Source organism: Cupriavidus sp. OV096 (assembly GCF_900115455.1).
Taxonomy (GTDB): domain Bacteria; phylum Pseudomonadota; class Gammaproteobacteria; order Burkholderiales; family Burkholderiaceae; genus Cupriavidus.
Window position 1 is genome coordinate 135,491 of record NZ_FOWM01000013.1, and the last position, 12,509, is coordinate 147,999.

Sequence of the window (12,509 nt, forward strand, 5' to 3'; positions counted from 1 at the left end):
CACTGACACGGCGCTACGGGGTCCGCCCGACAGCGCCCGCCCGCCGCGCCGCCTACTGTGAAAGTCTCGACCGGGATATATCGAATAGAGGAGCCAGCTTGTTCGCGACCTGGGCATTGGTCATTGGCGCGCTGCTGATCACGATGGGGTTGATCGACTCCATGGTGAAGCGCCTGCCCATGTCCCCGTCCGGCCTGTATCTATTAGTGGGGATGGCGCTGGGACCGGGCGGGGCCGGGCTGATCGTGCTCGATCTGACGGACCCGGGCCACGTGAGGGTACTGGAATGGATCACCGAGCTGGCCGTGCTCGTCGCTCTGTTCGGCGTGGGCTTGCGGCTGCGGGTGCAGATGACGTACCGCGTCTGGCGCCTGCCGGTGCGGCTGGCCACCGTGGCGATGCTGCTGACCATCGGCGGCGTCTGCGCCGTGGCGGTGGGCTGGCTGCAGGTGCCACTGGGCCTGGCGGTGCTGCTCGGGGCGATCCTGGCGCCCACGGACCCCGTGCTGGCCTCGGACGTGCAGATGGCCGATACCGAGGATCGCGACGTGGTGCGCTACAGCCTGACGGGTGAGGGCGGCCTGAACGATGGCGCGGCGTTCCCGTTCGTCATGCTCGGCCTTGGCTTGCTGGGTTTCCACGAACTGGGCGCGTGGGGCGGCCGCTGGATGGCGGTCGATCTGGTCTGGAGCACCCTCGGCGGGCTGGCAATCGGTGGGCTGCTGGGCTGGCTGGCGAGCAAGACCATCCTGGTCCTGCGGCTGCGCTTCCATGAGGCGGTGGGGCTGGAGAGTTTCCTCACGCTGGGCCTGATCGGCGTGTCCTACGGCGCCGCGCTGTTGCTGCACACCTACGGCTTCCTGGCCGTGTTCGCGGCGGGGCTGGCGATGCGGCAGGTGGAGCGCCGCGAGAATCCCGCCACCTCGCCGGCGGAGGTGCTGGGACCGCTGCATACGGCCGATGTCGAGACCACCTCCACGCACGAGCGCAAGGCCGCCGCCTACCTCACCCATACCGCCTCGGAGTTCTCGTTCAATATCGAACGGCTGGCCGAGCTGTGCGTCACCCTGCTGATCGGGGCGATGCTGACCCGGGAGGTCTTCCACGCCCAGTACGTGGTGCTGGCGCTGCTGCTGATCTGCCTGATCCGGCCGCTATCGGTCTATGCGTCCACCTTCGACCTGCCCATGGCGCGCGGCCAGCGGCGCCTGACCGCGTGGTTCGGCATTCGCGGCATCGGCTCGCTTTACTACCTGGCCTATGCCCTGACGCACACCGCCGGCGAGGAATGGAGCCCCTTCCTGATCCACGCCACGCTGTGCACCGTGGTGTTCTCCATCGTCCTGCACGGCCTGACGGCCACGCCGCTGATGGCCTTCCATCAACGGCTGGGGCGCTAGCCAGCACCCTTCAGCGTCATTCAGCGCCGCTGCGCCAGCCCGATGCCTGCGGCGATGGTGAGCAGCCCCACGCCGTGATACCAGTGGGGCGACTCGCCGAGCAGCAGCGTGGAGAGCAGGGCGGCGAACACCGGCGTCAGCGTGATGAAGAACACCGGCAACTGCGCGCCGGCCCGTGCGATGGCGCGGTCCCAGGCGAAGTAGGCCAGCAGCGAGGGAATCGTCGACACATAAAGCAGGATGCCCATCACCTTGCCGTTCCAGGGGATGGGCGTCGACAGCGTCATCAATTCCCACGCCGTGACGGGCACGCTGGCCACCACGCCGGTGACGATCTGCGCGAACAGCAGCACCGGCAGCGGCAGGTCCGGGCGATGCTTGCGCAGCAGCCAGGTATAGGCGCTCCAGGCGATGGTCGCCGCAAGCATGTATAGGTCGCCGGGCACGAAGTCGAGCTGCGCCAGCCGCCCCAACTCCCCGCGCACCAGCACGAAAGACACCCCCACCAGACACAGCAGCGCCCCCGCCACAGCCCACGGCCGCATGCGCTCCCCGAAGAACAGCGCGCCGATGATCAGCAGGAACAGCGGCGTGGAGGCGCCAATCAAGGTGACGTTGATCGGCGTCGAGGTGGTCAGCGCGAGGTACTGGAACGCGTTGTAGCTGGCAATCGACAGCACGCCCATCGCCGTCAGCAGCCCCGCATGCCGGCGCAGCGTGGCCCGATGTTCCACCACCCCGCGCCAGGCGTAGAGCCCCAACAAGGTCCCGGCCAGTACCCAGCGCACGAAATTCAGCGTGAGCGGCGGAAACGTACCGGCGGCCAGCCGCCCGACAATCGCGTTGCCCGCCCAGGCCAGTGGCGGGAAGGTGAGCAGGAACAGGGTGGTCCCGTCGAGGCGGCGGGTGGCGCTGGCATGCATGGGGGTGGGGAGGGCGTCGTGAGGATGCGGGATTATCCGCCATCACGGCGTGTGGCGCTGGCGCCCCCCGCAAGGCGCCCCTAAGGCGCCCCTAAGGCGCCCGCTGTACCCGATACACCTTGCCGCTCGTCGAAGACGTGCCGGCGTCGGCCAGTACGTAGAGTTCCTGCGCGGCATCGGTGCCGAAGGAGTAGACGCTGCCGCTGGCGGTGACCGGCCAGTCCACCCGCTCGGAAACGGCGCCGTCGCGGTACAGGAAGCTGGCCAGCTTGCCGGTGCACAGGTCGGTGTAGAAATAGCGGCCCTGGAGTTCGGGCAGGGCCGCGCCGCGATAGACGTAGCCGCCGACGATGGCGCAGCCGCCGGCGTCGTGGCTGTACTCGAACACGGGCGCGGTCAGGCCGGCGGGGTCGCACGCGGTGGCGCCGACGCAGGCGGTGCCTTCCAGACGATCCCATCCGTAGTTGAGGCCGCCGCTGGCGGTTGGCATGGCGTTGACTTCCTCGCGCTGGCCTTGGCCGACATCCGCGATATAGAGCAGGCCGTTCGCATCGAACGAGAACCGCCACGGGTTGCGCAGCCCGGTGGCCCAGATCTCGGGGCGTCCGCCCCCGCCGCCGGCGAACGGATTGCCGGCCGGCACGGTATAGCTGGCGCCGCTCACGTCGATGCGCAGGATCTTGCCCAGCAGCGTGCCGCTGTTCTGGGCGTTGTTGGCGGGGTCGTTGCTACCGCCGCCGTCGCCGGTGCCGATGTAGAGCATGCCGTCCGTGCCGAACGCGAGCTGGCCGCCGTTGTGGTTGCTGGCCCCCGGGTGCGGAATCGACAGCAGCAACGTGCCGGTGGGGTTCGCTGCGTCCGGGTTGCTGGCCGAGACCGTGTAGCGCGCCACGGTGATCGCGCCGTTCTGGTCGGTGTAGTAGACGTAGAAGCGCCCGTTGGTGGCGTAGGCGGGGTCGAACGCCATCGAGAACAGGCCGCGCTCGCCGTCGGTGGTGGTGAGGATGGAGAGGTCGAGGAAGGACGCGGCGAGCACGCTGCCGTCCCGCACGATGCGGACCCGGCCGGCGCGCTCCACCACGAACAGCCGGGGGTCGTTGGCGGGTGCGGTGAGGAAGATCGGCGCCGCGAAGCCTTCCGCCACCTGGGTCAGCGACAGCCGCATGTCCGAGGGCGCGCCGTAGCTCACGCCGATAGTGGGCGCCGTGTTGGCGGCCACCATCGCGGTCTGCGCGGCCTGCGAGGGCTGGTAGGACGTCGATCCGGTCAGTACCGGGGCCGCCGTCACGGTGTAGGTGCCGGCCGCGAGGTTGCCAAGCGTGACGGTCTGGCCGACGGTCTGCCGATAGCCGCCCGGCCCGGTCACCGTGATGTTGGCCGGCGTGCCGGCGGGCAGGCCGGACACGACGATCGCGAGGGTGGCGGGCGTGCTGCCGCTGGTGATCTGGACGTCGCCGCCGCCACCGCCACAGCCGGCCAGCCACAGCGTGGTGATGGCGAGCAGCCGGCATAGCATCGATCGATGTGCATGAATCATCACGTCCTCCTGCTCACCACGTTACCGAAGCCTTTGTATCCTAGGTCGGTCTGAGCCGGGGCAGCAGGCAATCGAGCAGCACGTCGAAGGCGGGGCCGATGTCTTCCTCGGGCACGCAGGCATAGCCCAGCAGCAGCCCGCGCCGAACCGTCGGCCCCATGAAATAGCGCGATAGCGGCCGTACCAGGATGCCGCGCGCGCGGATGTCGGCGGTCAGGGCCACATCGTCCACGTGGTCGGGCAGGCGCAGCACGAGGTGCAGCCCGGCGTTGCTCGCGTGTTCGTGCAGCGCCTCCGTCCCGAGGTAGCGTTCGATCAGCCCGGCCAGCACCGCGCGCCGCCGGGCATAGAGCGGGCGCATGCGGCGGATGTGCGCGGCATAGTCGCCAGCCTGCATGAACTCGGCCACGGTGGCCTGCGTCATCAGGTGGCCGGCGCGGTACAGGTCGGAATGGGCGGTCTGGAAGGCCTCCGTCAGCCCCTTCGGCAGCACCAGGTAGCCCATGCGCAGGCCGGGGTAGAGCGTCTTGCTGAAGGTGCCGATGTAGAGCACCGGCGCGTCCGGCTCCATACCCTGCAGCGACGGAATCGGCTGGCCGGAGAAGCGGAATTCGCTGTCGTAGTCATCCTCCACGATCCAGCTCCCGTGCCGCCGCGCGAACTCCAGCAGCGCGCGCCGCCGCCGGAGGCTCATCACGGCGCCCAGCGGGTATTGGTGCGAAGGCGTGACGAAGATAAAGCGCGGCGCGGGGGCGCTGGCGTCCGCATCGGGCAGGCACAGCCCTTCGGCGTCCACGGGCAGCGGCACCATGCCGATGTCGCTGACCTGCAGCACGCCGCGGATGCCCCAGTAGCCCGGCTCCTCCACCCACGCCTGATCGCCCGGCGAGCCCAGCATGCGCGCCACGAGGTCGATCGCCTGATGGATGCCTTCGGTAATCAGCACCTGATCGGCATCGCAGCGCACGGAGCGCGCCACGCGCAGGTGGGCCGCCACCGCCTCGCGCAGGGCCGGCAGGCCGCCGCCGTGGCTGTAGCTGAGCCATTCGGGCTGCGGCCGGCGCCACAGCCGCGCGGCGATCTGGGCATAGCGCCGATGCGGGAAGCGCGTCAGGTCCGGCACGCCGGGCATGAAGGCGCCCCATTGGATGGGCGATGCGGAGGCACTCGAGACCAGCCGCTGCCCGCGCGGCGAGAGGCCCGGCATGGCGTCTGCCGTGGCCGGCGCGCTGTCGGCGGCGGTGGCGTTCAGGTAGCGCTCGGGCGCCGTGTCGGCCACGAAGGTGCCGCTGCCCGTGCGGGCGCGCAGGTAGCCCTCGGCCAGCAACTGCTCGTAGGCAAACATCACCGTGTTGCGGGACAGGCCCAGCTCCGCCGCCAGGTCGCGCTGGGGCGGCAGGCGCGTGGCGGGCGCCAGGCTGCCGTCCAGGATCGCCCCCCGGATGCAGGCGTACAGCGCCCGATTGAGCGGTTGGTCGGTCGGCTGGCCGAGCCGCTGGAGCAGCAGGTCGCCGCAGATCGATTTCACATTGGCACCATCTGATTTGTCGAAGTGGCGCTGGATTGTAGAGCCAAAGGGGATTGGAATGCACGTCACACCTGTCACTCCCTGCTCCAAGACCTCGGACCCATGAAAAACAGCGAACTGAACCAATCCCGTGCCCAGGCCACGCCGCGAGGCGTTGGCGTGATGTGCGATTTCTATGCAGACCGGGCCGAGAACGCCACCCTGTGGGACGTGGAGGGCCGCCAGTACACCGACTTCGCCGCCGGCATCGCCGTCCTGAACACCGGGCATCGGCATCCGCGTGTGATGCAGGCCATCGTCGCCCAGTTGGACCGCTTCACCCACACCGCCTACCAGGTGGTGCCGTACCAGAGCTACGTCACGCTGGCCCAGCGCATCAACGAGCTGGCGCCGGTGCCCGGGCCGAACAAGACCGCGCTGTTCACCACGGGCGCGGAAGCCGTGGAGAACGCAGTCAAGATCGCGCGCGCCCACACCGGCCGCCCGGGCGTGATCGCGTTCTCGGGCGCCTTCCACGGCCGCACGCTGCTGGGCATGGCGCTGACCGGCAAGGTGGCGCCGTACAAGGTCGGCTTCGGCCCGTTCCCGTCGGACATCTTCCACGCGCCGTTCCCCAACGCGCTGCACGGCGTCAGCACGGCGCAGGCGCTGCAGGCGCTGGAAGGGCTGTTCAAGACCGATATCGATCCCAACCGCGTGGCGGCCATCATCGTGGAACCGGTGCAGGGCGAGGGCGGCTTCCAGCCGGCCCCGGCCGACTTCATGCGCGGCCTGCGCGCCGTGTGCGACCGCCACGGCATCGTGATGATTGCCGACGAGGTGCAGACCGGCTTCGGCCGCACCGGCAAGCTGTTCGCGATGGAGCACTACGACGTGCGGCCCGATCTCGTGACGATGGCCAAGAGCCTCGCCGGCGGCATGCCGCTGTCGGCGGTGTGTGGCCGCGCGGCCATCATGGATGCCCCGCTGCCGGGCGGGCTCGGCGGCACCTACGCGGGCAACCCGCTGGCCGTGGCCGCTGCGCACGCGGTGATCGACACCATTGCCGAGGAACAGCTGTGCGAGCGTGCCAACGCACTGGGCCGGCAGCTTAGCGAGCACCTGACCGCGCTGCGCGCCACCTGCCCGGCGCTGGCCGAGGTGCGCGGGCTGGGCTCGATGATCGCCGCCGAGTTCCGCGACCCCGCCACGGGCGCGCCGAGCGCCGAGCACGCGCTGCGCGTGCAGCGCCGCGCGCTGGACGCCGGCCTGCTGCTGCTGACGTGCGGCACCTACGGCAATGTGATCCGCTTCCTCTACCCACTGACGATTCCGCAGGCGCAGTTCGACGCCGCGCTGGGCGTGCTGGCGCAAGCCATGGTCGAGTAAGTCAGACGCCATGGCGGGGCACGCCAAGCGTGCCCCGCGCCAACCCGGTGCATCGCCCCGGCCAACTTCCCCACGCGGAAGGGGGCGGGAAACACGCATTTCAACGCTAGCCTGAAGCGTGCCGATTCAGCGTGGCACGCATGTTGCGGATAACACCCAGCGCGAACCTGCGCAAAATCCACGAGGGACCAACCATGCGTTTTAGTAGATCGACGAGTTTCCGGGCACTCATGACGGCTTCCGTGCTGGCGGTGCTCGCCATGTCCTCCACGGCCATGGCGCAGACCGCGCGCGACTGGCCGACCCAGCCGGTGCGCATCGTCGTGCCGTTCCAGGCGGGTTCTGCCACGGACCTCATCACGCGCCAGCTTGGCGTGGGGCTGGGTAAGGAGTACGGGCAGAGCTTCGTGGTGGAGAACCGGCCCGGCGCTGCCGCGATGATCGGCAGCGAGGCCGCGGCGCGCGCGCCCGGCGACGGCTACACGCTGTTGATGTCCGGGCCGGCGTCGATGGTGACCAACCGCTTCCTATATAAGAAGCTCAGCTATGACCCGGATGCCTTCGAGAAGGTGGTCGTGGTGGCGATCACGCCGAACATCCTGCTGTCCAACCCGTCGCTGCCGTTCAAGACGCTGCCGGAGATGGTCGCCTACGCCAAGGCGAACCCCGGCAAGCTGACCTATGCCTCGTTCGGCTCGGGCACCACCTCGCATATCGCCGGGGAAATGCTCAAGGCCGTGGCCGGCATCGACATCGTTCACGTGCCCTACAAGGGCGCCGGCGAGGCGATTCCCGCGCTGCTCTCGGGCCAGGTGTCGATGTACTTCGACACCATCATGACCGGCCTGCCGTTCGTGAAGTCCGGCAAGCTGCGCGCGCTGGGCATGTCCACCGCCAAGCGTTCGCCGCAGGCGCCCGAGATCCCGACCATCGCCGAGCAGGGTTATGCGGGCTTCGACATCGCGCCGTGGTACGGCATCGTCGCGCCCAAGGGCACGCCGGCAGACGTGGTGACCCGCCTCAACGTGTCGATCAACAAGCTGCTGAACTCGCCAGACTTCCGCGAGAAGCTGGCCGTCACCGGCGCCGAGCCGCGCGGCGGCAGCGTGGGCGACTTTACGGCGATGGTCGATGCGGAGATCCCGCGCACCGAGAAACTGGTGAAGCAGGCCGGCGTGACCCTCCAATAAAGGCTCAGCCCAGCTCCAGCGCCCGGCCGCGCGCGTCCATCGTGCGCCGGGCGATATTGAGCTGGTGGATCTGCGTGGTGCCTTCGTAGAGGCGGAATACGCGCACATCGCGGTAGAAGCGTTCCGCCACGGTGCGCGCCACATAGCCGCTGCCGCCGAAGACCTGCACCGCGCGATCCGCCACGCGCCCGCACATCTCCGAGGCGAACAGCTTGCACATGGACGCCTCCATGGTCACGTCGCCGCCGTTGTCGCGCTTGCGCGCCGTCTCCAGCACCAGCGCCCGCGCTGCGTGCACCTCGGTGTTGCTGTCGGCAATCATCTGCTGCACCAGCTGGTAATCGGCGATGGGGCGGCCGAACTGCTCGCGCGTGGCGGCGTAGCGCACCATTTCGTCCACCAGCCGGATGGCCGGGCCGATGCACAGCCCGGCCAGGTTGATGCGCTGCTTGTTGAGCGCCTTCATCGCGGTCTTGAAGCCACGGCCCGGCACCTCGCCGACGATGGCCGAAGCCGGCACGCGGCAGTTCTTCAGGTACACATCGCCCACCGGGGAGCCGTGCTGGCCCATCTTGCGCTCCGCCGGCCCGGTGCTCAGGCCCGGCGTGCCGCGCTCGATCAGGAAAGCGCTGATGCCGTGCGCGCCCGGCGTGTTGGGGTCCGTGCGGGCGAAGACCGTGAACAGGTCCGCCAGCGGCGCGTTGGTGATAAAGCACTTGCTGCCGTTGAGCACGTAGTGGTCGCCATCGCGCACGGCCACGGTGCGCAGCGAGGTGGCGTCCGAGCCGGCCTCGGGCTCGGTCAGCGCGAAGCAGCCGGTGATCTCGCCGGAGGCCAGCCGGGGCAGGTAACGCGTGCGCTGGGCCTCGGTGCCGTCTGCCACCAGCGATTCGGAGGCGATGCCGGTATTGCCGCCAAAGCGGGCGCGGAACACCGTGGCCGCCTGCGACACCTCGATATTGACCAGCGTCAACTCCTCGGCCGTCAGGCCGGCGCCGCCGTACTCGCGCGGAATGCTGTGGCCGAACAGGCCCAGCGCGCGCATCTGTTCCACCACGGGCTCGGGAATGACATCGGTGCGATCGATCTCGGCTTCCAGCGGGATGCAGGTTTCCAGCACGAAGCGGCGGATGTCGGCCAGCAGCGTGTTCATGGCGGAAGGGTTGGTAATCATGGGAGGTCGCCTCTCGGGAAAGGATTATTGGGCGGTGATGCCGGACGCCTTGAGCACACGGGCCCACTTGCGCGATTCGGCATCGACGTATTTGTCGAAGGCGGGGGCGGTCTGCGGGGTCACGTCCATGCCGAGGTCCTGGAGCCGGCTGGCCACATCCGGCGCGGCCACGGCCTGGGCCACGGCATCGGCCAGCTTGCGCACCACGGCGTCCGGCGTCTTGCGCGGCGCCACGAGCCCGAACCAGCCGCCGGCCTCGTAGCCGGGCAGGTTGGCTGCCTCGGCCACCGTGGGCACGTCCGGCATGCCGGGGTAGCGCTTGGTGGACGTTACGGCCAGCGCGCGCAGCTTGCCGCTCTTGACGTGCGACTGGGCGATGGCCACCGTCAGCGGCATCATCGACACCCGGCCGCCGAGCAGGTCCGTCAGCGCCTCCGGCTGGCCCTTGTAGGGCACGTGGGTGATCTGCACCCCGGCGCTCTGCGCCAGCAGCGCGCCCGCCAGGTGGTTGGAGGTGCCGACGCCGGCGCTGGCATAGGTCAGCTTGTCCGGGTGGGCGCGGGCATCGTCGAGCAGCGCCTTGAGCGTCTGCGCGCTGGAGTTGGCCGGCACGGCGATCACGTTGGGAATCATGCCGAAGCCGCCGATGGCGCGGAAATCGCGCTCGGCGTTCCAGGTGATGCTGGCGTTGAGCAGCGGGGCCACCGCGTGGCTGGGGCTGACCGCGAGCAGGGTGTATCCGTCCGGCGTGGAGCGGGCCACGCTGTCCGTGCCGATGGCGCCGCCGGCGCCGGACTTGTTCTCGACGATGACCGGCTGGCCCAGCGTCTTCGACATCCGCTCCGCCACCACGCGCGTTACGGAATCCACCACGCCGCCGGCGGAGAAGGGCACGATGATCCGGATCGGATGGTCCGGGAAGCGCGCCGCGCTCTCGTTGGCCTTATCCGCTGCCTTATCCGCTGCCTTGTCCGCTGCCTGAGCGGCCGCTGACCAGAGGGCCGGTGAGGCTGCCATCAGCAGCGCGCCAGTGAGCCACCCGCGACGCGAGCGGGCCAGATTCTTCATGCCAGACATGGTTGTCTCCGTATTTGACGATGGTCCACGATGGGTCCGGCGGCCTCTGCGGGCCGTCCGGGTGGCCTGTGCGCGATGGCGGGTTCGCTATCGCATCAGGCCGAATTCGATTTGCCGCACGGCTTCCAGCAGCTTCGGGGCGACTTCCCGCTCCAGATACCCGTCCTTGTCGCGCAAGGCCGAGATCGAACAGTTCAAGGCAAACGGCTCCTGCTTCGGCATGCGGATCGGCGCGGCAATCGCGTGGATCTCCGCCCGCCACTCGCCCGGGCTCAGGCAGAAGCCGCGCGCGGGAAAGTGCTGCTGCTCGGCCGTCCACATTGGCTTCTCCACGCGGAACCGCTCCGGGTCTTCCACGCGCAGCCGGTTCAGCACCGCCGTGCGCTCCTCCGCGCTGCACCCGAGCAGCAGCGCGCGGCCAATCGACGTGGACAGCACCGGCCGGGTGCTGCCGATGTCCGGCTGGTACACGTTGGTCGGGTCCAGCCGGCAGCTATCCACGTACACCACGGTCAGCCGGTCCCGCATGCCGAGGTTCACCGTGCAGCCGGTTTCCCGCGCGATGGCCTCCATGTAGGGGCGGGCCACCTGGCGGATCGGCAGCGCGGCGAGCATCGGGTACGCCAGCGCCAGCACGCCCGAACCGAGCCGGTATTTCTGCGTGCCGGGCACCCGGCTCAGGAAGCCCAGCAGGCACAAGGTGTAGGTCAGTCGCGACACCGTGGCCTTCGGCAGCCCGGTGCTGACCACGAGATCCTGGTTGCCCAGGATCGGCCGGGCCGGGGTGAAGGCACGCAGCACTTCCACGCCGCGCGCCAGGTTGGTGGCGAACTGTCTGTCGTGGGCCAGCTCGTCGGCGCTGGCCAGGCCGGAAATCGTGTTTGGGTCCATGGCGGGGGGGCGCTGGGGTGGATTCATGTTGGTTTCCGCAGGTCGGGGAGTCAATGATGAACCGGAACGGTTTCGCTGTGCGAAACCCTGCTTGCAAGGCGGGTCTGGCGGGACCACCCTCGTCTCACCGTGCTTTTTCCCTTTCTACCTGGCGACGACATGCACCCCTCCGAATGCAATTCCGCACAGCGGACCCCCTCCGACTCGCCCCAAGGCGGCCCGCTGCGCGGCGTGCGCATCCTGGACATGGCCACCGTGGTGGCCGCGCCGTTCTCCGCCACGCTGTGCGGCGACATGGGCGCGGAGGTGGTCAAGCTGGAACTGCCGGACGGCAGCGACCCGCTGCGCGGCCTGGCGCCGGTAAAGGACGACCTGTCGCTGTACTGGAAGGTCACCAATCGCGGCAAGCAGGGTATTTCGCTCGATGTCCGCACGCCGGAAGGCCGGGCGCTGTTCCTGCGCCTGCTGCCGGAGTTCGATGTGCTGGTGGAGAACTTCCGCACCGGCACGCTGGATCGATGGGGTCTGGATATCGCCACCCTGCATCGCGCCAATCCGCGCCTGACCGTGCTGCGCCTGACCGGCTTCGGCCAGACCGGCCCGTATGCCGCCAACCCCGGCTTCGCGCGGATCTTCGAGGCGATGAGCGGCTTCACCAACCTGTGCGGCGAGGCCGCCGGCGGGCCGATGCACATGAACTATCCGATCGGGGACATGGTGGCGGGGCTGTTCGGCGCGTTCTCGATTGCCACGGCGATTGCCGAGGCGCGCGGCGCGCCCGAGGGCCCGGGGCGGGAGATCGACCTGTCCGCCACCGAGGCGCTGCTGCGCCTGCTGGAGCCGCTGGCGGTGGAGTACGAGCAACTTGGGCAGGTGCGCGGGCGCTCCGGCAACCGGGCGACCTACACCGCGCCGTCGAATATGTATCGCACGGCGGACAACCAGTGGGTCTCGCTGGTGGCCTCGTCGGACGTCACGTTCCGGCGGCTGGCCAAGGCCATGGAACGGCCCGATCTGGCGGAGTCCGTCGACTATCGCCGCAACCCGGACCGCATCCGCAATATCGGCCCGCTCGACGACCTGATCGTGGCCTGGTTCGCCGCGCAGTCCTATGACGCCATCGCCACCGCGCTGAAGGCGCACGAGGTGCCGTTCAGCAAGGTCTTCACCATTGTCGATGTGATCGACGATCCCCACCTGCAGGCGCGCGAGGCCATCGTCCGGCTCGAAGACGCCGACCTCGGCACGATTCCGGCGCCGTGCGTGGTGCCGCGCTTCTCCGGCTACCAGCCGTCGCCGCCGCGCAGTGGTCCGGCCACGGGCGAGCACAACGCGGCGGTCTATGGCGCGATCGGGGTCACCGCTGCGGATCTTGCGGCGCTGAAGTCGGCCGGAGTCGTTTGAGCGATGTCAGGAGCAGC

General features: G+C 69.3%; 10 protein-coding genes. 4 read left to right on the plus strand and 6 right to left on the minus strand.

Going from position 1 to position 12,509, the window contains the following annotated elements; all coding sequences use genetic code 11:
• Positions 1–98 precede the first annotated feature (98 nt).
• Positions 99–1,400 (plus strand): cation:proton antiporter, encoded by a 1,302-nt coding sequence (locus tag BM115_RS23195; protein WP_255370951.1) that lies wholly within the window; start codon positions 99–101, stop codon positions 1,398–1,400.
• A 20-nt stretch (positions 1,401–1,420) separates the two neighbouring features.
• Here BM115_RS23195 and BM115_RS23200 read toward each other — a convergent pair whose 3' ends face one another.
• The 3 genes from BM115_RS23200 to BM115_RS23210 all read right to left on the minus strand — a co-directional run bounded on the left by BM115_RS23200 (position 1,421) and on the right by BM115_RS23210 (position 5,388).
• Positions 1,421–2,323: a DMT family transporter gene (locus tag BM115_RS23200; protein ID WP_092299856.1), complete on the minus strand. Its 903-nt coding sequence runs from the start codon at positions 2,321–2,323 to the stop codon at positions 1,421–1,423.
• Positions 2,324–2,414: 91 nt separating this feature from the next.
• On the minus strand, positions 2,415–3,860 hold the full coding sequence (locus tag BM115_RS23205) for a PQQ-dependent sugar dehydrogenase (protein ID WP_092299859.1): 1,446 nt from the start codon (positions 3,858–3,860) through the stop codon (positions 2,415–2,417).
• A 40-nt stretch (positions 3,861–3,900) separates the two neighbouring features.
• The gene (locus BM115_RS23210) at positions 3,901–5,388 is read right to left on the minus strand and encodes a MocR-like pyridoxine biosynthesis transcription factor PdxR (protein WP_092299862.1); all 1,488 of its coding nucleotides are present in this window, start codon (positions 5,386–5,388) and stop codon (positions 3,901–3,903) included.
• Positions 5,389–5,490: 102 nt separating this feature from the next.
• On the opposite strand from BM115_RS23210, the gene BM115_RS23215 reads away from it, so the two are divergent.
• Both BM115_RS23215 and BM115_RS23220 read left to right on the plus strand, forming a co-directional pair.
• Positions 5,491–6,756 (plus strand): 4-aminobutyrate--2-oxoglutarate transaminase, encoded by a 1,266-nt coding sequence (locus tag BM115_RS23215; RefSeq protein WP_092299866.1) that lies wholly within the window; start codon positions 5,491–5,493, stop codon positions 6,754–6,756.
• Positions 6,757–6,986: 230 nt separating this feature from the next.
• On the plus strand, positions 6,987–7,946 hold the full coding sequence (locus BM115_RS23220) for a Bug family tripartite tricarboxylate transporter substrate binding protein (protein ID WP_092299869.1): 960 nt from the start codon (positions 6,987–6,989) through the stop codon (positions 7,944–7,946).
• 4 nt (positions 7,947–7,950) lie between these two features.
• On the opposite strand, the gene BM115_RS23225 is transcribed toward BM115_RS23220, so the two are convergent.
• The 3 genes from BM115_RS23225 to BM115_RS23235 all read right to left on the minus strand — a co-directional run bounded on the left by BM115_RS23225 (position 7,951) and on the right by BM115_RS23235 (position 11,115).
• The gene (locus BM115_RS23225; RefSeq protein ID WP_092299872.1) at positions 7,951–9,120 is read right to left on the minus strand and encodes an acyl-CoA dehydrogenase family protein; all 1,170 of its coding nucleotides are present in this window, start codon (positions 9,118–9,120) and stop codon (positions 7,951–7,953) included.
• Positions 9,121–9,144: 24 nt separating this feature from the next.
• On the minus strand, positions 9,145–10,197 hold the full coding sequence (locus tag BM115_RS23230; RefSeq protein ID WP_092299875.1) for a Bug family tripartite tricarboxylate transporter substrate binding protein: 1,053 nt from the start codon (positions 10,195–10,197) through the stop codon (positions 9,145–9,147).
• An 87-nt stretch (positions 10,198–10,284) separates the two neighbouring features.
• A complete protein-coding gene (locus BM115_RS23235; protein ID WP_255370952.1) occupies positions 10,285–11,115 on the minus strand; it encodes an IclR family transcriptional regulator in 831 nt (276 codons plus the stop codon).
• 132 nt (positions 11,116–11,247) lie between these two features.
• Here BM115_RS23235 and BM115_RS23240 point away from each other — a divergent pair, with 132 nt between their 5' ends.
• Entirely contained in the window at positions 11,248–12,492 is a 1,245-nt protein-coding gene (locus BM115_RS23240) for a CaiB/BaiF CoA transferase family protein (protein WP_092299881.1), read from the plus strand.
• The last annotated feature ends 17 nt before the right edge of the window (positions 12,493–12,509 follow it).